Here is a 22,480-nt window from a genome sequence, read left to right on the forward strand (position 1 = left end):
AATTTATCTTGACGACAATAAGTATTTTATCACACATCTTTTTTTGTGTCAACACTTATTTAAAATTTTATTTGTCGTGAACTCACGACGCTTAATTATAATACCATCTTAACTTTTTATTGTCAACAATTTATTTTATTTATTTTTACAACACTTATATAACCCTGAATTTCTAAATCATATACAAAAAAACAGAGGAAGTCCTTCCCTTATTTTATTCCGATAACAATAGAATTTTTGAAATACCTAGACTAAATAATCTTTCAAAAAATCTTTGTTTCCAATAAAACAAAGTACAGAACTTCCAAGTAATTTGTCTATTAACCAGTGAGTTTTTTATTAATTACCTTGCTTATTTAATATAAATTTTAATACCTATCAGAGTATTTTTTATTCCTCCATATCCGTTTTCTCTGTATCTTCATCATTACAATTTATTTTTGATACAGAGACTATTCTATCATTTTCACCTGATTTCATTAATGTTACACCCATAGCATTTCTTCCGGTACATGAAATATCTTTTACTTGTAACCTTATTATTATTCCGTTGCTGTTTATTAGCATTATTTCATCATCATCTTTAACTGCTTTCGCACCAACTATACTACCAGTTTTTTTAGTAACCTTGTAAGTAATTATTCCTTTACCTCCACGACCTTGCACACTATATTCAGAAAAACTTGTTCTTTTTCCAAATCCGTTCTCACTTACAACAAGTAATTCTGAATCATCATCAACAACTTCCATACTTACAGCAACATCGCCTTCTCTTAAAGTAATAGCCTTAACCCCTGCGGCTGTTCTTCCCATTGGTCTTACATCATTTTCATCAAAAGTTATTGAGTAGCCATTCTTAGTTACTATTACAATTTTTTGATTTCCATCTGTTAATTTAACACACATCAATTCATCTTCAGTTTTTAAATTAATTGCATTTATTCCAGATTTTCTCATGGAACTAAATTCACTTAGCTTTGTTTTTTTAATTTGACCATTCTTTGTAGCAAAAACAAGATATTGGTCATCATTGAATTCTTTTATTGTAATTACAGTCTGTATTTTTTCATTAGGGTTTAACGGTAGAATGTTTACTATATTTGTTCCCCTTGCAGTTCTTCCAGCTTCAGGTATTTCATAAGCTTTTAGTTTGTATGCTCTTCCAAAATTAGTGAAAAATATAATATTATTATGTGTTGAGGTATTAAATAAGTTTTCAACAAAATCATCTTCCCTCGTTGAAAGTCCTTGTATTCCCTTTCCACCTCTTTTTTGACTCTTATAAGTGTCACTTGGTATTCTTTTAATATATCCAGCATGTGTTATAGTTACCGCAACTTCTTCTTCTTGTATTAAATCCTCTATATCTATTTCATCGTTGTTATTTGTAATTCTTGTTCTTCTTGTATCACTATATTTTGTTTTTATCTCAGTTAATTCATCCTTTATTATTTGAAGAACTAGGTGTTCGTTTGCAAGTACTTCCTTTAAGTAATTTATCAGCTTAATAAGTTCTACATATTCACTCTCTAACTTTTCTCTCTCTAATCCTGTAAGTCTGTTAAGTCTCATATCCAGAATAGCCTGAGCTTGTTTCTCTGATAAGCCAAACTTAACCATCAGCCCGTTTCTTGCTTCATCTGTATTTTTAGATGCTCTGATTAATGCAATTACTTCATCTATATGATCAAGAGCAATCCTTAATCCTTCTAAAATATGGGCCCTTGCTTCAGCCTTGTCTAAATCATATTGTGTTCTTCTTCTTATGACTTCTTTTTGAAATTCAACATAATGATACAATATTTCCTTTAGATTTAATATTTTAGGCTCTCCATCAACAAGTGCCAGATTTATTATTCCAAAGGTATCCTGCATTTTGGTATGTTTATATAGCAAGTTTAGAACTATGTTTGCATTAGCATCCCTTTTCAGCTCAATGACGATTCTCATACCTTGTCTATCTGATTCATCTCTAAGATCTGAAATTCCTTCTATTTTTTTATCTTTAACAAGCTCAGCGATACTCTCTATTAATTTTGCTTTATTAACTTGGTATGGAAGCTCTGTTACTACTATTCTGTTTTTTCCTCTTTCTTCTTCAATTGTTGCCTCTGCTCTTACTATTACCCTTCCCCTACCTGTTTCGTAAGCCTGTCTGATACCTGATGTTCCTAATATATTTCCTGCTGTTGGAAAATCAGGTCCTTTAATTACACCCATTAATTCTTTTATGGTGATATCTGGATTATCTATTAGTCTTATTGTTCCCTCTATTATCTCACCTAAGTTATGTGGTGGTATGTTAGTTGCCATACCAACAGCTATCCCCGATGAACCATTTACCAAAAGATTTGGGTATCTTGAAGGTAAAACTGATGGCTCTTTTTCAGTTCCATCAAAGTTATCAACATAATCTATTGTGTTCTTATTTATGTCTCTCATCATTTCCATGGCAATTTTAGAAAGTCTTGCTTCTGTATAACGCATTGCAGCTGCACCATCGCCATCAACTGAACCAAAATTTCCATGTCCATCAACTAAAGGATATCTCGTGGAAAAATCCTGTGCTAATCTTACCATAGCATCATAAACAGCAGAATCACCATGTGGATGATATTTACCTAGTACATCCCCGACGATTCTGGCACTTTTTCTATGTTGTTTATCTGGGTGTATTCCTAATTCATGCATTGAATATAGAATTCTTCTGTGTACAGGCTTTAAACCATCTCGTACATCTGGAAGAGCACGACCAACAATAACACTCATAGCATAATCTATATAACATCTTTTCATTTCATCTTTAATGTCAACATTTAAAATTGTACCGTTTCTTTCATCCATATGTTCACCTCATTCGTACTTTTTAGAACTATATGTCTAAGTTTTGCACCTTTTTAGCATTTTCCTGTATAAATTCACGTCTAGGTTCAACCTTATCACCCATAAGAACGGTAAAAATCTCATCTGCTGCAATAGCATCTTCGATTGTAACCTGAAGTAACGTTCTTGTTTCTGGATTCATAGTTGTTTCCCATAACTGCTCTGGGTTCATTTCTCCTAGCCCTTTATATCTTTGTATAGAAACATTATCTCTTCCAATTTCATTTAACTTAGCTTCTAGCTCTTTATCTGAATATGCATAATATATAGCCTTACCCTTTGAAATCTTATAAAGAGGTGGCTGGGCTATATATACATGTCCCTCTTCAATTAATGGCTTCATATACCTAAAGAAGAATGTAAGTATAAGTGTTCTTATATGTGCACCATCAACATCAGCATCGGTCATTATTATTATTTTATCATATCTAATCTTGCTAACATCAAATTCTTCATCAATCCCCGCACCAAAGGCAGTTATCATGGCTCTTATTTCTTGATAAGCAAGTATCTTATCTAATCTTTGCTTTTCAACGTTCATTATTTTACCTCTAAGGGGTAAAATAGCTTGAAACCTTCTATCCCTTCCTTGTTTTGCTGATCCTCCTGCAGAGTCTCCCTCAACAAGATATATTTCACAAAGTTTAGCATCCTTTTCTGAACAATCTGCAAGTTTACCTGGAAGAGACATGCTTTCAAGAACACTCTTTCTTCTTGTAAGTTCTCTTGCTTTTCTTGCAGCTTCCCTTGCTCTTGCCGCAGTTAAGCACTTATCAACTATAATTTTTGAAACATGAGGATTTTCTTCAAGGAATGATGCTACTTTATCACCAACTATAACATCTACTATACTTCTAACCTCTGTATTTCCTAGCTTTGTTTTAGTCTGACCTTCAAATTGAGGATTAGTAACTTTAACTGAAATTACAGCAGTTAAACCTTCTCTTGTATCTTCTCCGGCTAAATTTTTATCATTTTCCTTTAAAAATCCGTATTTTCTTGCATAATCATTAACAACTCTTGTTAGAGCTGTTTTAAAACCAACAACATGCGTACCACCTTCAGTTGTATCAATGTTATTGGCAAAAGAAAAAATACCTTCACTATAACCATCATTATACTGAAGAGAAATTTCAACTAAAGTATCATCCTTATATCCTTCTATATAAATTGGTTCTGGATGAAGTACCTCTTTGTTTCTATTAAGATATTTAACAAACTCTAATATACCACCTTCATAATGATATACATCTTTTTTTCCATCTCTTTCATCACTTAAAGTTATTCTAATACCTTTGTTCAAAAAGGCAAGCTCTCTTAATCTTTGAGAAAGCACTTCAAATTCATACACTAACGTTTCAAATATCTGATAATCAGGTTTAAATGTAACAATTGTACCTGTATCTTTTGTATCTCCTATTATAGTCAGTGGAGCTATTACCTTACCCCTTTCATATCTTTGCATATGAATATGACCATCTCTTTTTACTTTAACTTCAAGCCACTCTGAAAGTGCATTTACAACTGATGCACCAACACCATGAAGACCCCCAGATACCTTATATCCTCCACCGCCGAACTTTCCACCTGCATGCAGCACAGTGTAAACAACTTCAACTGCTGGTTTATTCAATTTCGGATGCAAACCAACTGGAATACCTCTACCATCATCAACTACAGTAATAGAGTTATCTTCATGAATTATAACATCAATATTCTTACAAAAACCTGCAAGTGCCTCATCAATAGCATTATCAACTATTTCGTAAACAAGATGATGAAGCCCCTTAAGTCCTGTACTCCCTATATACATACCTGGTCTTTTTCTAACAGCTTCAAGGCCTTCTAAGACCTGTATTTGCTCTGCTTCATAGTTATTATTATTTGTCATTTAAATCCTCCTCTCTACCACTTACAGTTCATCTACAAAACCACTTCTTTTAGACAAAGTTACAGAGGATATGGGTGAAAGATATATTATACTTTTCTTTTCTCTTTCAGTAACCACAAAAGATTTTGGCTCATCTTTAGTAATTCTTTTAATAAACCCCTCTTCCTCAGCTGTCTTTAGAAATTGTCTTGTATCTATGCTAGTTGTAGAATTTATATCGAAAATAGCTATAACCTCTTTAAGTGGAATAACAACATTTTCTCCCAAATGCAAAAACACACAAAATTCCTCCCTTTATCATTCACATAAATAAATTATAACCTTTTGTTTATGAATTGTATATTTCATTATTATTAATATCCTTTAATTTTGAAATATTTCCGTTTTTTACAATAAAAACATCCTTGTTATCAAAATGAAAAGCATTTATATCATTTAAGCTTGTACATGTTAGAATAGTCTGAACATCTTTTAATGATTCTAGAAGAAATTTTTGTCTGTTTAAGTCTAATTCAGACATCACATCATCAAGTATTAGTATCGGATATTCAGAAACCTCAGACTTAATTATTTCAATTTCAGATAGTTTTAATGATAACGCTGCAGTTCTCTGCTGACCCTGTGAACCGTAAATTTTTGTATCAAATCCATTAATTTTTATTATTAAATCATCCCTATGTGGCCCTTTCAGGGTTACACCTCTTTCAATATCAGTATCCATTTCTTCAATATAGTATTTTAACAGCCATTTCTTAGTCTCCTGTTTATTTTTATATTTACCAATACTACAATCGTATATTATTTCCAGCTCTTCTTTACCATTGGTAATTTTTCTATGAATAAGTCTAGCAATTAAAGATAATTTTTTAATAAATTCATTTCTAGCGTCACAGAGAAAACTACCGTATTCAGCTAATTGTTCACTGAAAACCTCTGCTGTTATTCTATTTGAAGGTGAAAACTTTATTGATTTCAAAAGATTATTTCTCTGCATAAGCACACGATTATACTGTAAAAGTGCATGATGATATTTAGGTCTGATTTGATTCAACTCATTATCAATAAATTTCCTTCTGAAAGCCGGACCTTCTTTAACCAATTTTAAATCCTCAGGAGAAAATATTACAACATTTACCGTTCCTAATACTTCAGATATTTTATTAATTCTTATTCCATTGACTTTAATAGCCTTCTTTTCCTCATTACTTAAAAGAAACTCCATTGTATAATCTGAGATAGCTTTAACAACATCAGCTTTTATATAAGCCCTATCTTTATCCCATTTTATTAATTCAGAATCTCTGCTTGTTCTATGTGATTTAACACCACTTAAATAATATATTGATTCAACTATATTCGTTTTTCCCTGAGCATTTTCACCAACAAATATATTTAATCCCTTGTTTAAATTTAAACTTAAACTTGAATAATTTCTATAATTTTTAAGTTCAAGGTTTTTTACATGCATATTTTTATCCTCTACACGACTTCAAAAATTCCAACATCAGCAACTTCAACTATATTTCCTTTGTAAAGCTTTTTACCCCTTTGAAGAACAACTTCACCATTAACTTTAACATCACCATTATTAATTATCAATTTAGCTATAGTACCCGTGTCCGCAATACCTGCCCACTTTAAAAATTGGTCCAGCTTAATAAATTCCGTATTAATTTGAATTTTATCCATAAGATACCTCCTATCTGTATTAGTACAATCGTTACAAAACCACCTGTATCAGGTGGTTATACGGTATCAACAAGTCTTACTGGTAGTACTAAGTAAATATAGTCCTTAGAATCAACCTTTTTTACTAAACAAGGACTTACATTACTTGAAAATTCAAGATATATCTCTTCAGAATCTATTATTCTCAATACATCTAGAAAATATTTTGAATTAAAGGCAATTTTCAAACCTTCTCCTTCAAGCTCTATATTAACTTCTTCATAAACTTTACCCATTTGTGAATTAGACGTTATCACCATTTTATCTTCTTTTATTTCAAATTTTATTAAATTTGTCTTTCCTTCCCTTGCAAGTAATGATGCACGCTCAATACTCTCCATCAATTCATTAGTTTTTACCTTCACCTTCATCCTATATTCATCTGGAATTATTTGTCTGTAATTAATGAATTCTCCATCAAGTAATCTTGATATTATTTTTGTATCTCCTAGATTAAATAAAATATGATTAGGAGTGAATGTAATTTTTACTGGTTCATTTATTGGTTCTAGTATTTTTGATATCTCTATTAATGTTTTCCCAGGAATTACAGCGCTTATATTATCCTTATTTCCAATTTCATATGATTTCAAAGCTAATCTATAACCATCAAGTGCAACAAAACTTAAAACTTCATTCCTAACTTCAAACAAAACTCCTGTTAGAATAGGTCTAGTTTCATCCGTAGCCACAGCAAAAATTGTTTGTTTAATAAAATTACGTAATAAATCTTGTGAAATCTCGTACATTGTATTTTCATTAATTACAGGAAGTTTTGGAAATTCTTCTGGATTATTTCCAACAAGAACAAACTCAGATTTTAAGCAAGTAATATAAACATCATTATTTTCTTTTTTTACTGTAATAACATCATTTGGAAGTTTTCTTATAAATTCACCTAAAATCTTTGAATTTAAAACAACTGAACCAACCTGATGAATATCCGCATTTACATAAGTTTCAATACCAAGATCTAAATCTGTTGCTGAAAGTATAACTCTATCCTTTTCAACAGTAATCAAAATCCCTTCCAAAATTGGAAATGTAGTTTTATTTGATGCAGCTTTTTGAACAATATTAATTGCCTCTTGCAGAACGTCCTTTTCACAAGTAAACCACATATCAGATCCTCCTTTTATCCACATAGGAAAATTAATATATATATAAGAGATAAATAAATAGTTTTTTAGTAGTAATAGTAGTAGGGGCTGTGAATTTGTTGATAACCCATACAGCCATGAAAAAATCAATATTCTTCAATAAAAATAATTGTGGATAAGTTGTCTGATTTTTGGTACAAGTTATCCACAATATTCAACAAAAAATTCGTAAAAAAATTATCTACATGTTATTAAAATAAAAAATACACATCTGTGGATTATTTTTGCTGAATTTTTTTGTTATTTCATCTATTGTTTGCTTTAAACTTTCATCATTTTCTAGATCTGCTGAAATTTTTTCATAAGCATGTATAACTGTTGTATGATCTCTTCCACCGAACTCCTCACCTATTTTTGGTAATGAAAGGTCTGTAAGTTTTCTGGCAAGATACATAGCAATCTGTCTCGGAAAAGCAACATTCTTAGTCCTTCTTTTAGATTTAAAATCTTCAATTCTTAGATTGTAGTAGCTAGATACAACGTCTTGAATCAAATCAATTGTTATCTGCTTAGAATTCTTTTTTGAAATTATATCTTTTAAAGCCTCTGAGGCTAAATCAACGCTGATTTCTCTATTTGCCAATGAAGAATATGCAACAATTCTAATCAGAGCACCTTCTAATTCTCTTATATTTGATTGAATTTTATTTGCGATATATACCATGACTTCATTAGGAATATTTAGATTTTCAACATCTGCCTTTTTCTTTAGTATGGCAATTCTTGTTTCGTAATCCGGTGGCTGAATATCAGCAATTAATCCCCATTCAAATCTTGATCTTAATCTATCTTCTAAAGTTGGTATTTCCTTTGGCGGTCTATCACTTGATATAATTATTTGTTTATTAGCTTCGTGCAGAGCATTAAAAGTATGGAAAAATTCTTCCTGAGTTCTTTCTTTACCAGCTATAAACTGTATATCGTCAACCAATAGTACATCTACATTTCTGTATTTATTTCTGAATTCCACGTTTTTATCATCTTTAATTGAGTTTATTAATTCATTTGTAAATTTTTCTGATGAAACATAAACAACTCGTGCACTGGGATTACCACTGAGTATATAATGCCCTATTGCATGCATAAGATGCGTCTTTCCAAGTCCAACTCCACCATATATAAATAAAGGATTATATGCCCTGGCAGGAGTTTCAGCAACGGCTAAGGATGCAGCATGGGCAAATCTATTACTATTACCAATAACAAAAGTATCAAAGGTATATTTTGGATTTAAAGTTGATGTAGTCAGCTCATCGTTAGATTTTTTTTCAGTATTATTTTCTTTTTTCTCAATTTTATTAGAAGTTTCATTGTTATTATGCATTTCATCATCAGATGGAAGAAGAAATTTTATATCATACTTTTTAGATGAGACTAACTTAATTGCATTTCCAATTAAATCTTTATATCGAGCTTCTAATATTCCCTTGGTAAAATCATTAGGAACCGCAAGTATAATTGTATCTTGAGAAATTCTTATTGGTTCAATACATTTAATCCATGTATTAAAACCAACTTCAGTTAATTCCGCCTTTATTATGTTAAGGGTTTTCTCCCACAAGTCGGTAATCTGGTTCCCCATAAAATTTCCTCCTATTCGTAAAATATAAAATAAAAAAATTTTATTAGTTCAAAATTTAATTGTCAACAAAGTTATCAACAAGATTAAAAAATAATGAATAATAAACTAAAATAGTTGATAAAATTATTCACAGTAATGTTATTATGTTAATAATTTATATGGTAAAAAAGAAAATTATTTTTTATCAACAAATCCATATTAACAAAATAAACAAGAAAAAAATCAAAGAAAATCAATTATTCAAATAAAAAACAAAAATAAATTTAACAACTTATACACAAGCTTATCCACAATTGTGTATAAGTTGACTTTAATCCTCAAAAAATATAAAAGATAAAAACAAGTTATTCACATAGCATAAATATATTATCAAATAATTAATCCACAAGCAACACTTATCCACAAAAAACATATATGTGGATAAAAATATCAACAATATAAGTAATCGTATCTATTTCTTGACAGTTTTAATACATAACTATATAATCTTTATAGTACGTTTATTTATTAATATTGAGATGATAAGATATTGTCATATATATGTAAAAGGAGGTGCAGTCTCGTGCTAAGAACATATCAGCCAAAGAAAAGACAAAGAAAAAAGGAACATGGATTCAGAAAGAGAATGAAGACTCGTGGAGGAAGACTTGTTCTTCAAAGAAGAAGAAGAAAAGGAAGAAAGAGATTGACAGCATAAGAGGCCGCTTTAGTGGCCTTTTTCTGCAATTTTATCCTTTTATCAAGAAGGGGAAAATAGATGAAAAGCGATGAAAAGATAAAGAAAAATTCGCAGTTTAGGTACATATATAATCGTGGCAAATCAATTAGTGATTCATTATTGGTGTTATACATATTTAAAAACAATAAGAATATCAATAGAATAGGTATATCTGTAAGTAAAAAGGTTGGAAATAGTGTTACTAGGAACAGAGTAAAGAGGCTTATAAGGGAGAGTTATAGAACTAATAAAGAAAAATATAGAAGGGGATATGACTTAATCTTTGTTGCTAGGGCAAGGTGTTCAAAATCTAATTATCACGAAATTTTAAAATCACAGATAAATTTGATGAAAAAAGGTGGTTTATTAAAAGAAGGTGAATAATTTTGAAAAAATTTTTAATAATTTTAATAAAGATATATAGAAAATATATATCACCTATGAAACCACCTTCATGCAGGTTTATACCAACATGCTCACAGTATGCTATTGATGCTATAGAAAAATATGGAGCCATCAAAGGAAGTTTTTTGGCTATTAGGCGTATATTAAAATGTCACCCCTTTCATCCTGGGGGGTACGACCCAGTGCCATAATAAGGAGGGTTAAAATTTGAATAATTTTTTATTAAAACCGCTAACTAATTTATTTAATCTAATACATAGTGGAGTAACCAGTTTAATAGGTACAGGAAATCTTAGCTTGGCATATTTCTTCGATATCTTCATTTTTACTGCATTGATAAAACTGATTTTACTTCCACTTACCATTAAGCAAACAAGATCTACTGTTATGATGAGCAAGATTCAGCCTGAGATGAAGAAACTTCAAGAAAAATATAAAAATGATCCTCAAACATTGCAACAAAAACAAATGGCATTATATAAAGAAATGGGAGTTAATCCTCTTGCTGGCTGTCTTCCATTGCTGGTGCAGATGCCAGTGTTTATTGCAATGTATTGGGTAATATATGGTTATTCAGGATTTAATGATGTTGGTTTTTTATGGATGAAAAGTTTAGGAGAGCCTGATAAAACTTTTGTACTTCCTATTCTATCAGGTTTAACTACATATTTATCTGGTGTAATGATGTCTCCAAAGGGAGATGATCCATCAGCTAAAACCCAGAAACAAATGAATATATTTATGTCGGTATTTTTTATCTATATGAGTTATAAGTTTAAGGCAGCTCTTGTTTTATATTGGATAATAAGTAATCTCATTCAAGTGCTTATTCAATATTTCATTATAAATAAGATTAAGCACAAGGAAGAGGCTAAGCTTGCTGAGTAAGGTGGTGTAACCTGTGAAAACAATAGAAGTTATGGGTAAGTCAATAGAAGAAGCAATAGAAAATGGTCTAAAAGAATTGGGAACCACAAGGGATAAAGTTGAAATTGAAGTTATAGAACAAGGTAGTAAGGGGATATTTGGTCGTTTTGGATTTAAACCAGCCAAGGTAAAAATTCAATTAAAAGATGACTATGAATCTATTGCAAGAAATTTTTTAAGAGAAGTATTAGATAAAATGAAAATTAAGTGTGAGATTCATATAAAGGATGAGGATGATACCTTAAAGGTAAACCTTGTAGGACCTAGGATGGGAATTCTAATAGGCTACAGGGGAGAAACCTTAGATTCACTTCAGTATCTTCTAAGCCTTGTTGTAAATAAAAATAACAAAGAAAATGAATACAAGAAGGTAATTTTAGATACAGAAAACTATAGAAAAAAGAGAGAAGAAACACTTATAAGATTAGCAGATAGGTTAGCCTATAAGGTAAAAAGATATAATAAGAGTATTACATTAGAACCCATGAACCCATATGAGAGAAGAATAATTCATGCTGCACTTCAGAATAATCCAAATGTCAAAACTCATAGTGAGGGAGAGGAACCATTTAGAAAAGTTGTAGTTGAACCTAGGATATGAAAATTTGCCTTAAAGCCTGTATTTTTACAGGCTTTTTTATATGGTACATTGCTAAATATTAAAAGTATTTTAATAACTTGGATTAATTAGTTGTTTTGACACTTTTTTGGTATAATGAAATAGTTAAATATCTGCATATAAACATATTTCATAAAAAATATTAAGTCAATACATATTGATGAAAAGAATTGATCTAAAATGAAATAAGTTTGTTTTTTTTGGAATGATATATATTAAGAGGTGGATGAAATGATAATTGACGACACAATAGCGGCGATTTCAACGGCAATAGGTGAAGGCGGAATTGGAATAGTAAGAATGACAGGAGAAGACTCATTAAATATTTTAAATAAGGTATTTAGAAGCTATAAAAATAAAGATACTATGAATATGAAAAGTTACACACTAAGGTATGGTCATATTGTTAATCCTGAAACTGATGAAATAATAGACGAAGTTATAGTAAGTTATATGAAAGCACCAAATACATATACAAGGGAAGATGTTGTGGAAATTAACTGCCATGGTGGAATGGTAGCAGTTAAAAGAATACTTGCTACTTTACTAAACAATGGTGCAAGACTAGCAGAGCCAGGGGAGTTTACAAAAAGAGCTTTTTTAAATGGACGAATAGATCTATCCCAGGCAGAGGCAGTAATAGATTTAATCAGGGCTAAGACAGATGAAAGCATGAAAATTGCACTAGAACAGACAAAGGGAAAATTATCAACAAAGATAAAGCATCTTATGGATAAACTGTTAAAAATGCTTGCTCATATTGAAGCTGCGGTAGATTTTCCTGAGGATGACATAGAAGATGTTGTTTCAAAAAGTGTAATAAATGATGGTAAAGAGATTGTAACTGAAATAGAAGGTTTAATTAAGAATGCTGAAACAGGAAAATTACTAAGGGAAGGTTTGAATACAGCTATAGTTGGTAAACCTAACGTTGGAAAATCATCATTGCTTAATGCTTTACTTGAAGAGGCAAGGGCAATAGTAACAGATATACCTGGGACCACTAGAGATGTAATCGAGGAATATATAAACATAAAGGGTATTCCTGTAAAAATAGTTGATACTGCAGGGATCAGAAAAACTGAGGATTTAGTTGAAAAAATCGGAGTTGAGAAAAGTAAAGAGTATATTGATATTGCTGATCTAATCATTTTTATGCTTGATGGAAGCAGAGAACTGGATAATGAAGATAAAGAAATAATAAAAATGTTAGAAAATAAAAGGGTTATTGTTGTAATCAATAAATCTGACTTGCCAATGGTAATAGACATGGATTATATAAAAAATAATTTAATAAATCATCCAATAATATATACATCTGTTAATACTGAAGAAGGTGTAGAACAGATAGAAGATAAGATTGTTGAACTTTTCTTTAAAGGTGATGTTACTGTAAAGGATGTTTATATAACAAATGTAAGACATAAGGATATTTTAACAAAAGCTTTAGAAAGTATAAACAAGGGAATAGAAACATTATCATCAGGTTTTCCTATAGATTGTGCATCAATAGATTTAAAAGATGCATATTTAAAGCTTGGTGAGATAACAGGGGATACGGTTGCTGACGACATAATAGATAAAATATTTACTGAATTTTGTATAGGAAAATGATTGGAGGAAAGATATGTATAATGCAGGTACTTATGATGTAATTGTTGTAGGAGCAGGCCATGCAGGATGTGAGGCTGTTCTTGCGGCAGCAAGAATGGGTTGTAAAACACTTTTAATAACACTAAATCTTGACAGTATTGCCCTTATGCCATGTAATCCTGCGATAGGGGGAACAGCAAAGGGACATTTAGTAAGGGAAGTTGATGCCCTAGGTGGACAGATGGGTATAAACATTGATAAAACTTACATTCAGTCAAGAATGCTTAATACTGCTAAGGGTCCAGCAGTGCATTCTTTAAGAGCTCAAGCTGATAAAAAGAAATATCAGTTTACTATGAAACACACACTAGAATTGGAAGAAAATGTAACGATAAAAGAAGATGAAGTTGTTGAATTAGATGTAAAGGAGAATAAGATTGTAGGTTTAAAAACAAGAAATGGAGCCTACTATGAATGTAAAGCAGCTGTTATAACTACAGGGACATATTTAAGGAGCAGAATAATAATTGGAGAAGTGAATTATAGCGGAGGTCCTAATGGCTTATTTCCTGCAAATGAATTATCCAAAAGTCTCCTTGATTTAGGAGTTGCATTAAGAAGGTTTAAAACAGGAACTCCAGCAAGAATAAACAGAAGAACTATTGATTTTAGTAAAATGGTAATTCAGCCAGGGGATGAAGTTGTAACTCCATTTTCATTTATGTCAGACAATATAGAAAGAGAACAGATACCATGCTATTTAACATACACAACAGAGGAAACGAAAAAAATAATACAGGAAAATATGCATAGATCACCACTTTACACTGGTGTAATAGAAGGGATCGGACCAAGATATTGTCCTTCAATAGAGGATAAAGTGATGAGGTTTCCTGATAAAGAAAAGCATCAGATATTTGTTGAGCCTGAAGGTGAAGATACTGAGGAAATGTACATTCAAGGTATGTCTAGTTCTTTGCCGGAAGATGTGCAGATAAAGATGTATAGATCTATGATTGGATTAGAAAATTGTGAGATATCAAGGACTGCATATGCAATCGAATACGATTGCATAGATCCTACTCAGCTTGATCGCAGCTTAGAACTAAAAAAAATACAGGGATTATTCTTCGCAGGACAAATAAATGGAAGTTCAGGATATGAAGAAGCAGCTGCTCAGGGAATAATAGCAGGAATTAATGCTGCACTAAAATGTAAAAACAAAGAACCATTTATTTTAGATAGATCAGATGCGTATATTGGAGTTTTAATTGATGATCTAGTTACAAAGGGAACTAATGAACCTTACAGAATGATGACTTCAAGATCTGAGTATAGATTATTACTAAGACAAGATAATGCAGATGCCAGACTTACACCTAGGGGTTATGAAATTGGATTAGTTACAGAAGAAAGATACAAAAGATATTTGGAAAAAAGGGAAACTATAGAAAAAGAAATAGAAAGAATGAAGACAACAAGAGTGTCTCCAACAGAGGAAGTTTTAGCATTTCTAGAAAAAAACAATAGTGCTGAGATTAAAAGTGGAATAACCCTTTATGAATTAATTAAAAGACCTGAACTAGGATATTTTATTTTAGCTGAAATAGATAAGGAAAGAAAACCACTAAGAAGAGAAATATGTGAAGCTGTTGAAATTGAAATTAAATATGAGGGATACATAGAAAAACAGCTGCAGCAGGTAAGACAGTTTAAGAAGATGGAAGAAAGAAAGATACCTAAGGATTTAGATTACAACGAAATTAATGGCTTAAGATTAGAAGCAAAGCAAAAATTATCACAAATTAAGCCGGATAATATTGGCCAGGCATCAAGGATATCTGGTGTTTCACCTGCAGATATATCAGTTCTTTTAATACATCTTGAGCAGCTTCGAAGAAAAAAAGGAGAGTAAAAAATGGATTTTAAAGAGATTTTAATAAAAGGTTGCAGTTTGTATGGTATACATTTAAGTGATACACAAATTGATCAATTTAGAAAATATAGGGAGCTTCTTGCAGAGTGGAATGAAAAGATGAACCTTACTGGAATAACTGAGGAAATAGAAGTTGCAAAAAAGCATTTTATAGACTCGGTTTCAATTATTAAATCAGGAAAATTAAAGGAAAATATAAGACTTATTGATGTTGGAACAGGTGCTGGTTTTCCCGGTATGGTTGTAAAGATAATTAGACCAGATATACAGGTAGTATTATTGGATTCATTAAACAAAAGAATAAACTTTTTAAATACTGTAATTAACGAACTTGGGCTTAAGAATATAGAAACTGTTCACGGTAGGGCAGAGGATTTTGGTAGAAAAGAAGGTTTTAGGGAAAATTTTGATATCGCAACGGCAAGGGCAGTAGCTAATTTGACAGTATTAAGTGAATATTGTATGCCATACGTAAAGCAAGGAGGGTATTTTATTGCATTAAAGGGACCATCAGCAAATGAAGAAGTTATAGATGCAAAAAATGCAATTGGAACCCTAGGTGGAAAACTTATAGGGGTAATGGATACTGAAATTCCTGAGGAAGATATGCAGCATAAAATTGTAGTTGTCGAAAAAATAAATAAAATTTCTGAAAAATACCCAAGAAAAGCTGGACAAATAGAAAAAAAGCCAATTAAATGACGAGGTTAATAAAAAAGTAAATTATTATGTTGTACGATTTATGATGGGAAATAGCAGGAAAAGGAAGAAAAGTATAGAATTTAGTAATAAAAGAATGTAGAGGGATGGTGTGAATGAGGGCTGAAAAGGAAGTTAGAAATATATCAATTAATCTTATAAAACCAAATAGTTATCAGCCAAGAAAGTTTTTCAATCAAGAGGCAATATATGAGTTATCACAATCAATACGAGAATATGGGGTTCTGCAACCTATAAGTGTTAGAAAAATAAATAACTATTTTGAATTGGTAGCTGGTGAAAGAAGACTAAGGGCTTCACAATTAGCAGGTTTAACAGAAATACCAGCAATTGTGGTAGATATGACAGATCAGGAATCAGCTGTGTTAGCATTGATAGAAAATTTACAAAGAGAAGATTTAAATTTTATCGAAGAAGCAGAGGGATATAGTAATTTAATAAAGGAGCATGGATTTACCCAAGAGGAGCTTGCGGAAAAAATTGGTAAAAAGCAATCAACAATAGCAAATAAGCTTAGAATACTTAAATTGTCAGAAAATGTAAAGCAAAATATATTAAAAAACAATTTAACTGAAAGACATGCTAGAGCATTATTAAAATTGTCGGATGAAGAGATACAGTTAAAAATTATAGATGAAATTGTAAAAAAAGGTTTAAACGTAAAAAAGACTGAAGAACTTGTCGAAAGAGAAATAGAAAAAATTTCTGAAACAGAAGATAACAAAAACAACCCAAAAGCAAAATATAAATGGTCAATAAATCCAAAGATAATAACAAATACCTTGAGACAGATAATGGATAAAAACGGAATAGAAGCTGAGTACAGCCATAAAGAAAAAGATGATTATATGGAGATTATTGTGAGAATACCTAAAAAGTAAAAATAACAATAAAAATCAGGAGCAATATCCTGATTTTTTATTGTGCAAAAAGTGTAAGAAAGGATTATATTTTATTAAAAAGAAGGAGAAATCCAATTATTAAAAATGCTATTGCTGCTGCGGTTTGAATAATATTTTGAGGTATATACTTATTAATATAAGAGCCAACGAGAACACCAACTATAGAAGAACAGATTAAAGCCAGAGAAGATCCAATTAAAACTGCCAATTTTGAATTTGACTGGGCAGATAATAACATAGTTGTTAGTTGTGTTTTGTCACCTAATTCAGCTATAAACACAAGAAGAAAAGTAGAAATAATAATTTTTAGCATAAAATCCTCCTTAGGTATTTAATATAAAAGATTGTTACTGTAAAATATATATTAGGAAAAGGTGAAAAATATACGAGGAGGTGGAAAAATGGGCAAAATCATTTCTATATTCAACCAAAAGGGTGGAGTAGGAAAAACAACAACAAACATTAATTTGTCTTCATATATAGCTAGTTTAGGTAAAAAGGTTTTAACTGTTGATATAGATCCCCAAGGTAATACAACAAGTGGATTAGGTGTAGATAAGAATGAACTTGAATATTCGATGTATGATGTTATAATGGGGATATCGCCTGAAAAAGCTATACTTAACACTGTAGTTGAAAATATGGATATAATACCAGCTAGTGTTGAATTAGCAGGAGCCGAAATAGAGCTGACTGCCAAATTAAACAGAGAGAACAAGGTAAAAGAAGCATTAAGTAAAATAAAAGATAAATATGACTATATATTTATAGATTGTCCACCTTCTTTAGGACTATTAACTATAAATGCCTTAACTGCATCTGATAGTGTTCTAATACCAATCCAATGTGAGTTTTATGCATTAGAAGGAGTAGGACAACTAATGAATACAATACAACTTGTAAAGAAGAGCCTGAACAATTCTCTAGAAATTCAAGGTGTAGTTATGAGTATGTTTGATGGAAGAACTAATTTATCTATCGAAGTAGTTGAAGAAGTTAAAAAATACTTTAAAGGGAAGGTTTATTCTACAATAATTCCCCGAAATATTAGATTAGCTGAGTCACCAAGCCATGGACTTCCAATTATGTTGTATGACAAGAACTGCAGAGGAGCAGAATGTTATAAAGAGCTTGCAGAGGAATTTATTGATCTTGATGAGGATGGTGATTACTAATGACAGCAAAAAAGAGTGCTTTAGGAAAAGGTTTAGGTGCATTGATTCCTGAGATTGAAAATACTGTACAAGAAGAAAATATAAATAGTGTGAAGGAAATTGATATAAATCATATCTGCCCAAATGAAGAACAACCCAGAAAGAATTTTGATGATGAGAAATTGAATTTGCTGGCACAATCAATAAAAGATCACGGCATAATACAACCTGTTTTAGTTAAAAAAGAAGGGGAGTATTATAAAATAATAGCAGGGGAGAGAAGATGGAGAGCTGCTAGAATAGCAGGATTAAAAAAAATACCTGTAATAGAGAAAGAATTGTCAGAAACAGAAACAATGGAAATATCACTAATTGAAAATCTACAAAGAGAAGACTTAAATCCAATTGAAGAAGCAATCGCATATAAAAAGTTAATAGATGACTTTGGTTTTACCCAGGAAAAAATCGCAAATAGAATAGGAAAATCAAGACCTGCAATTGCCAATTCATTAAGATTATTAAATTTAGATGGTAAAGTAATGGAATATTTAATTGATGGAACCTTATCTGAAGGTCATGGAAGGGTTTTAGTTAGTATTGAAGATAAAAAGCTTCAATATGAGTTAGCGAAAAAAATAATTGATGAAAATTTAAATGTAAGACAAACAGAGAAACTCATTAGTTCACTACACAATAAAAATAAAAAATCAACAACAAAACCTAAAAAAGAAATTTTTATAAAGGATATTGAAGATAGGCTTAAACATATCTTAGGCACTAAAGTAACTATTAACAAGGGTAGAAAAAAAGGAAAAATTGAAATTGAGTATTATTCAGATGAAGATTTAGAAAGAATTATAGATATGTTTAACGTATAATGTTTCACGTGAAACATTATACTAAATATTAGATATAGAGGTTATTAAACAAAGAAGGAGAGAAAGTATGGAATATATTATAGATATAATAAATAACAATCAGATCTTTATTATATTTGGATTAATCGTTGTGATAGTAATACTATTTTTTATAATTATTATGAATAAAGTAGAGATAAATAGATTAGAAAAGAGATATAAAAAACTTATGAAAGGTTCTTCAGGAAAAAATATAGAAGATATGATTATAGAATATAATCAAAAAGTTGAGGATGCCCTTGAAGTGTCTAAAAATATAGAAGAAATTTATAAAAACGTAGACGAAAGACTTAAAAAATGTATACAAAGAGTAGGTATTGTAAGGTATAGAGCCTTTGATGACGTTGGAAGTGATCTTAGCTTTTCTATAGCTCTTCTCGATGAAAATAATGCAGGGGTTGTGGTTACTGGTATATATGGTCGAAATGAATGTACAACATTTGCAAAGCCAATTGAAAATGGAATATCAAAATACGATCTTTCAGAAGAGGAAAAACTAGCTATAAAAAACGCAATAAATGTTTAAAGAGGGGTGTTGCACTAATATTTTTAGATGTTAGTGCAACAGCTCTTTTTTTATTGAAATTAAGAATAAGAGCTACTTTTAAATGGGATAATAAATCCAAGGAGTGATTGTATGATTATTTCATGTGACCATAAACTGGCTGATGTAAAGCAATTTTTAATAAACAAAGGATATGAGGTTTACGATATAGAAGAAAATGTTCCAAGTAATGTATATATTTACTCTGAAAATAAAAGAGGGTTATTTAATCTATATAATTCAATTAAAGCAACAGAAGATGGTTCTTTTATTATCAACGCTGATGGAAAAGACTATGAAGAAATAGAATATGAAATAAATCATAAGCTATATTCACCTTTATTTTAGGAGGAAATATGTTTAAAGATAGGAATGATGCAGCTGATAAATTATATGAAATAATAAAAAATAACGAATTTCAAAATATCGTTGGTATTCCAAAGGGTGGAATGGTAATAGCAAAAATTATTGCAGATAAAATGCATATTCCTTATACAGGGATATTGACGAAAAAAATAGGAGCGCCTTGGAATAAAGAAATTGCCATTGGTGCAGTTTCTATAACCGGAGAATATTATTTAAATGAAAAAATAATAGAAAGATACAATATCAATAAAAGTTATTTAAAATCTGAAATAGAAAGTAAAATTGAATATTTAATAAAACAGAATGAAAAATTTAACTATAACATACCAAGTAATAAAAGTGTTTTAATTGTTGATGATGGAATTGCTACAGGATATACAGTTTGGGCTGCAGTTAAAACTTTAAAAACAAAAGGCAATGAGGTTTATATTGCAACACCAGTAATTTCACAAGAAGCACATGATTTATTAAAAAATCAGTGTAAAGAAATATTCTACAACATAATTGATTCAGATTTAATTGCAATTGGCTTTTATTATAAAGATTTTTCAGATGTTACGGAAGAAGAAATAATTGATTTGTTTAAACAACACCAGGATTACAGGGAAGTATAAAAAGTATATAAAAGAAGAGTCAAAGTTAATACAAAAAGCCCATAATTAATATGAACTTATGGGCTTTTATGTATTTACACCGACATTTTGTTATAGTTATTAAATTTTTTCAGTGAAATATATAAACTTAATGACATAACATCTGCAATTTTCATGACCAGTGATAAACGGGTGTTCTGAAGCACTACATATTCCATAAAGCCAGATATATTCACAACCCCAGTAAGGCTGATATCACCAACTGAAGGGAGGGTTTTATTAACACCTGCACCCGGACTTAATGGCCCATTAAAAAGATTTATATTTCCAACATTTTCGTGTTTTCCTAATGAAGCATCTATTGCTATTACAAATGGATTATTTACATGACTATATATATAGTCTATTTTTTCGCTTAAATTTTTTGCATGAACCGGATCATCTAAGGTTCCGAAAATATTTATATGTCGAAGAGAATAATATTTTGTAAGTTTTTCCCCCACTAGGACCTAAGCAATCTCCAGTTGAGCGATCAGTACCAATACAAAGAACAACTATATTAGAATAACTATGTAAACTGTTTTCTAGAAGGTTTGTAATTTCCTGTGAAAGCTCAAAAAAAGCGTTAGGTTTTAAACTGCTTATGGTATATTGTAGAGGCTTTGTTTCAAGCATAAATTAACCTCCCTTTGTTAACTTTATATAAAAAGTTTATCCAAAATGGAGGTTAAATATTCTAATTATGTTATTTTATATAATTTTAATTTTAACTAAAACCTTGTAGAGTATCATCAAAAGAATTAAATAAAACATTCCAAGAAAACCATATGCCTTCAATCCAATAAATATAGCTGCAAGAACGGCAACAGGATGGAGATCCAATGATGAAGAAACCAATTTTGGTTCTATTATTTGTCTAATAACAGTAATTAAAATATATAAAACACCAAGTCCTATTGCTGTAAAATAATTCTTAATAATGATGTTATAAATAATAAGAGGTATATATAAAGAACCTATTCCCAGGATAGGAAGGATATCTAAAAATGCACTTAATAAACTTAACATAAAGGTGTATTTTATTTTTAAAATTGAAAATCCAATAAAGGTTTCAAGGAAAGTAATAAAAATTATCAGAGAATATGCTTTCAAGTAATTAAAAATCATCTTGATTGTTTCATCCCAAATCTCATGAAACTTGCCCCTGCTATATGGAGAAAAAATTCCCATAAACTTATCCTTCATATCAGTCATGTCCCTTGAAAAGAAATAAGTAGCCAAAAGTGTAATAAAAACAATCATTAAAACTACGGGTAAACTAATGGCTATTGATACAAGTTTATTTAAAACAATTACTGTCACGTTAAAAGTTGTTGACAAAACAGATAAAACTTGTGCTTGAATTTTAGTTACTATAGAAGGATCTATTTGGTTGAAATAAACCATAACCTGGTCGAAATATTTAATAATAATTGGCTTCAATGTATTTACATCTGGTACAGACATTAAGAGCTGTCGTGCTTCATAAGTTATTTTAAATACTATAGTAGTAACAATTAAAAGTAAAAATATAAAGACTGTCAGAGTAGATATCAGAGAAGCAATGCTCACTGAGATTTTTAGTTTATTTTTTAAAAACCTAGTGAATGGTTTTGTTATTGCAGCAATAATGAGAGCTGCAACAAAGGGTAAAGTGTAGGGTAATGTTGAAAAAAACACTATAAAGATTAAAGTATATATGAGAAGAAAAATAGAAAATTTATCTAACTTACGTATAAATTTTTCATCAAACATAAAACAACCTCCTTTGTTGTATTATTATACCATAAAAATCTCTCTAAT

The 22,480-nt window shown here is 30.4% G+C and carries 23 protein-coding genes and 1 pseudogene; 14 read left to right on the forward strand and 10 right to left on the reverse strand.

Annotated features, from left to right (window positions below; all coding sequences use genetic code 11):
• Positions 1 to 390 precede the first annotated feature (390 nt).
• From gyrA to dnaA, 7 genes are all read right to left on the reverse strand, one after another.
• Positions 391 to 2,844, reverse strand: a complete 2,454-nt coding sequence (gyrA, locus tag Q428_RS06385; RefSeq protein WP_035379268.1) for a DNA gyrase subunit A — start codon at positions 2,842 to 2,844, stop codon at positions 391 to 393.
• A 28-nt stretch (positions 2,845 to 2,872) separates the two neighbouring features.
• Positions 2,873 to 4,774 (reverse strand): DNA topoisomerase (ATP-hydrolyzing) subunit B, encoded by a 1,902-nt coding sequence (gyrB, locus tag Q428_RS06390; protein WP_035379269.1) that lies wholly within the window; start codon positions 4,772 to 4,774, stop codon positions 2,873 to 2,875.
• A 21-nt stretch (positions 4,775 to 4,795) separates the two neighbouring features.
• The gene (remB, locus tag Q428_RS06395) at positions 4,796 to 5,053 is read right to left on the reverse strand and encodes an extracellular matrix regulator RemB (protein ID WP_035379270.1); all 258 of its coding nucleotides are present in this window, start codon (positions 5,051 to 5,053) and stop codon (positions 4,796 to 4,798) included.
• A gap of 49 nt (positions 5,054 to 5,102) precedes the next feature.
• Positions 5,103 to 6,242, reverse strand: coding sequence for a DNA replication/repair protein RecF (gene recF, locus Q428_RS06400; RefSeq protein WP_035379271.1), 1,140 nt, complete (start codon positions 6,240 to 6,242; stop codon positions 5,103 to 5,105).
• Positions 6,243 to 6,253: 11 nt separating this feature from the next.
• The gene (locus tag Q428_RS06405; RefSeq protein ID WP_035379273.1) at positions 6,254 to 6,463 is read right to left on the reverse strand and encodes an RNA-binding S4 domain-containing protein; all 210 of its coding nucleotides are present in this window, start codon (positions 6,461 to 6,463) and stop codon (positions 6,254 to 6,256) included.
• A gap of 56 nt (positions 6,464 to 6,519) precedes the next feature.
• The gene (gene dnaN / locus Q428_RS06410) at positions 6,520 to 7,623 is read right to left on the reverse strand and encodes a DNA polymerase III subunit beta (RefSeq protein ID WP_035379275.1); all 1,104 of its coding nucleotides are present in this window, start codon (positions 7,621 to 7,623) and stop codon (positions 6,520 to 6,522) included.
• A 220-nt stretch (positions 7,624 to 7,843) separates the two neighbouring features.
• A complete protein-coding gene (gene dnaA / locus Q428_RS06415) occupies positions 7,844 to 9,244 on the reverse strand; it encodes a chromosomal replication initiator protein DnaA (RefSeq protein ID WP_051515012.1) in 1,401 nt (466 codons plus the stop codon).
• Positions 9,245 to 9,806: 562 nt separating this feature from the next.
• On the opposite strand from dnaA, the gene rpmH reads away from it, so the two are divergent.
• The 9 genes from rpmH (at position 9,807) to noc (ending at position 17,043) form a co-directional block, all read left to right on the forward strand.
• The gene (rpmH, locus tag Q428_RS06420; RefSeq protein WP_035379276.1) at positions 9,807 to 9,941 is read left to right on the forward strand and encodes a 50S ribosomal protein L34; all 135 of its coding nucleotides are present in this window, start codon (positions 9,807 to 9,809) and stop codon (positions 9,939 to 9,941) included.
• Between the two features lie 60 nt (positions 9,942 to 10,001).
• The gene (gene rnpA / locus Q428_RS06425; RefSeq protein ID WP_035379278.1) at positions 10,002 to 10,346 is read left to right on the forward strand and encodes a ribonuclease P protein component; all 345 of its coding nucleotides are present in this window, start codon (positions 10,002 to 10,004) and stop codon (positions 10,344 to 10,346) included.
• A 2-nt stretch (positions 10,347 to 10,348) separates the two neighbouring features.
• Positions 10,349 to 10,558 carry a membrane protein insertion efficiency factor YidD gene (yidD, locus tag Q428_RS06430; protein ID WP_035379280.1) on the forward strand — a complete coding sequence of 70 codons (210 nt, stop codon included), beginning with the start codon at positions 10,349 to 10,351 and terminating at the stop codon, positions 10,556 to 10,558.
• A gap of 16 nt (positions 10,559 to 10,574) precedes the next feature.
• The gene (gene yidC, locus Q428_RS06435; protein ID WP_035379282.1) at positions 10,575 to 11,255 is read left to right on the forward strand and encodes a membrane protein insertase YidC; all 681 of its coding nucleotides are present in this window, start codon (positions 10,575 to 10,577) and stop codon (positions 11,253 to 11,255) included.
• Between the two features lie 13 nt (positions 11,256 to 11,268).
• Positions 11,269 to 11,895 (forward strand): RNA-binding cell elongation regulator Jag/EloR, encoded by a 627-nt coding sequence (gene jag, locus Q428_RS06440; RefSeq protein WP_035379284.1) that lies wholly within the window; start codon positions 11,269 to 11,271, stop codon positions 11,893 to 11,895.
• 249 nt (positions 11,896 to 12,144) lie between these two features.
• Positions 12,145 to 13,527 carry a tRNA uridine-5-carboxymethylaminomethyl(34) synthesis GTPase MnmE gene (gene mnmE, locus Q428_RS06445; protein ID WP_035379287.1) on the forward strand — a complete coding sequence of 461 codons (1,383 nt, stop codon included), beginning with the start codon at positions 12,145 to 12,147 and terminating at the stop codon, positions 13,525 to 13,527.
• Between the two features lie 13 nt (positions 13,528 to 13,540).
• Complete coding sequence (gene mnmG, locus Q428_RS06450) at positions 13,541 to 15,421, forward strand: tRNA uridine-5-carboxymethylaminomethyl(34) synthesis enzyme MnmG (RefSeq protein ID WP_035379289.1); 1,881 nt, start codon at positions 13,541 to 13,543, stop codon at positions 15,419 to 15,421.
• A 3-nt stretch (positions 15,422 to 15,424) separates the two neighbouring features.
• Positions 15,425 to 16,144, forward strand: a complete 720-nt coding sequence (gene rsmG, locus Q428_RS06455; RefSeq protein WP_035379291.1) for a 16S rRNA (guanine(527)-N(7))-methyltransferase RsmG — start codon at positions 15,425 to 15,427, stop codon at positions 16,142 to 16,144.
• Positions 16,145 to 16,257: 113 nt separating this feature from the next.
• A complete protein-coding gene (noc, locus tag Q428_RS06460) occupies positions 16,258 to 17,043 on the forward strand; it encodes a nucleoid occlusion protein (protein ID WP_035379292.1) in 786 nt (261 codons plus the stop codon).
• Between the two features lie 64 nt (positions 17,044 to 17,107).
• Here noc and Q428_RS06465 read toward each other — a convergent pair whose 3' ends face one another.
• A complete protein-coding gene (locus Q428_RS06465; RefSeq protein WP_035379294.1) occupies positions 17,108 to 17,377 on the reverse strand; it encodes a TMEM165/GDT1 family protein in 270 nt (89 codons plus the stop codon).
• A gap of 88 nt (positions 17,378 to 17,465) precedes the next feature.
• Between Q428_RS06465 and Q428_RS06470 the strand changes: the two genes are divergently transcribed.
• From Q428_RS06470 to Q428_RS06490, 5 genes are all read left to right on the forward strand, one after another.
• Positions 17,466 to 18,239 (forward strand): ParA family protein, encoded by a 774-nt coding sequence (locus tag Q428_RS06470; RefSeq protein ID WP_035379295.1) that lies wholly within the window; start codon positions 17,466 to 17,468, stop codon positions 18,237 to 18,239.
• Entirely contained in the window at positions 18,239 to 19,096 is an 858-nt protein-coding gene (locus Q428_RS06475; protein WP_035379297.1) for a ParB/RepB/Spo0J family partition protein, read from the forward strand. The genes Q428_RS06470 and Q428_RS06475 overlap by 1 nt, the downstream gene beginning before the upstream one ends.
• A gap of 67 nt (positions 19,097 to 19,163) precedes the next feature.
• Positions 19,164 to 19,661 (forward strand): DUF4446 family protein, encoded by a 498-nt coding sequence (locus Q428_RS06480; protein ID WP_035379299.1) that lies wholly within the window; start codon positions 19,164 to 19,166, stop codon positions 19,659 to 19,661.
• Positions 19,662 to 19,772: 111 nt separating this feature from the next.
• Positions 19,773 to 20,027 carry a YkuS family protein gene (locus Q428_RS06485; RefSeq protein ID WP_035379301.1) on the forward strand — a complete coding sequence of 85 codons (255 nt, stop codon included), beginning with the start codon at positions 19,773 to 19,775 and terminating at the stop codon, positions 20,025 to 20,027.
• Positions 20,028 to 20,035: 8 nt separating this feature from the next.
• Entirely contained in the window at positions 20,036 to 20,659 is a 624-nt protein-coding gene (locus tag Q428_RS06490) for a phosphoribosyltransferase (RefSeq protein ID WP_051515013.1), read from the forward strand.
• A gap of 74 nt (positions 20,660 to 20,733) precedes the next feature.
• On the opposite strand, the pseudogene yyaC reads toward Q428_RS06490, so the two are convergent.
• Together yyaC and ytvI are read right to left on the reverse strand one after the other, a co-directional pair.
• Positions 20,734 to 21,313, reverse strand: a pseudogene (yyaC, locus tag Q428_RS06495) (spore protease YyaC).
• A gap of 75 nt (positions 21,314 to 21,388) precedes the next feature.
• Positions 21,389 to 22,432: a sporulation integral membrane protein YtvI gene (gene ytvI, locus Q428_RS06500; protein ID WP_035379302.1), complete on the reverse strand. Its 1,044-nt coding sequence runs from the start codon at positions 22,430 to 22,432 to the stop codon at positions 21,389 to 21,391.
• Positions 22,433 to 22,480 lie beyond the last annotated feature (48 nt).

It is taken from the genome of Fervidicella metallireducens AeB (assembly GCF_000601455.1).
In the GTDB taxonomy this organism is placed as follows: domain Bacteria; phylum Bacillota; class Clostridia; order Clostridiales; family Caloramatoraceae; genus Fervidicella; species Fervidicella metallireducens.

Bases quoted from the DNA above. Each gene is read 5' to 3' on its own strand.
- gyrA (WP_035379268.1), bottom strand. From the start codon at position 2,844: ATGGATGAAAGAAACGGTACAATTTTAAATGTTGACATTAAAGATGAA.
- gyrB (WP_035379269.1), bottom strand. From the start codon at position 4,774: ATGACAAATAATAATAACTATGAAGCAGAGCAAATACAGGTCTTAGAA.
- recF (WP_035379271.1), bottom strand. From the start codon at position 6,242: ATGCATGTAAAAAACCTTGAACTTAAAAATTATAGAAATTATTCAAGT.
- Q428_RS06405 (WP_035379273.1), bottom strand. From the start codon at position 6,463: ATGGATAAAATTCAAATTAATACGGAATTTATTAAGCTGGACCAATTT.
- dnaN (WP_035379275.1), bottom strand. From the start codon at position 7,623: ATGTGGTTTACTTGTGAAAAGGACGTTCTGCAAGAGGCAATTAATATT.
- dnaA (WP_051515012.1), bottom strand. From the start codon at position 9,244: ATGGGGAACCAGATTACCGACTTGTGGGAGAAAACCCTTAACATAATA.
- rnpA (WP_035379278.1), top strand. From the start codon at position 10,002: ATGAAAAGCGATGAAAAGATAAAGAAAAATTCGCAGTTTAGGTACATA.
- mnmE (WP_035379287.1), top strand. From the start codon at position 12,145: ATGATAATTGACGACACAATAGCGGCGATTTCAACGGCAATAGGTGAA.
- mnmG (WP_035379289.1), top strand. From the start codon at position 13,541: ATGTATAATGCAGGTACTTATGATGTAATTGTTGTAGGAGCAGGCCAT.
- rsmG (WP_035379291.1), top strand. From the start codon at position 15,425: ATGGATTTTAAAGAGATTTTAATAAAAGGTTGCAGTTTGTATGGTATA.
- noc (WP_035379292.1), top strand. From the start codon at position 16,258: ATGAGGGCTGAAAAGGAAGTTAGAAATATATCAATTAATCTTATAAAA.
- Q428_RS06465 (WP_035379294.1), bottom strand. From the start codon at position 17,377: ATGCTAAAAATTATTATTTCTACTTTTCTTCTTGTGTTTATAGCTGAA.
- Q428_RS06470 (WP_035379295.1), top strand. From the start codon at position 17,466: ATGGGCAAAATCATTTCTATATTCAACCAAAAGGGTGGAGTAGGAAAA.
- Q428_RS06475 (WP_035379297.1), top strand. From the start codon at position 18,239: ATGACAGCAAAAAAGAGTGCTTTAGGAAAAGGTTTAGGTGCATTGATT.
- Q428_RS06480 (WP_035379299.1), top strand. From the start codon at position 19,164: ATGGAATATATTATAGATATAATAAATAACAATCAGATCTTTATTATA.
- Q428_RS06485 (WP_035379301.1), top strand. From the start codon at position 19,773: ATGATTATTTCATGTGACCATAAACTGGCTGATGTAAAGCAATTTTTA.
- Q428_RS06490 (WP_051515013.1), top strand. From the start codon at position 20,036: ATGTTTAAAGATAGGAATGATGCAGCTGATAAATTATATGAAATAATA.
- ytvI (WP_035379302.1), bottom strand. From the start codon at position 22,432: ATGTTTGATGAAAAATTTATACGTAAGTTAGATAAATTTTCTATTTTT.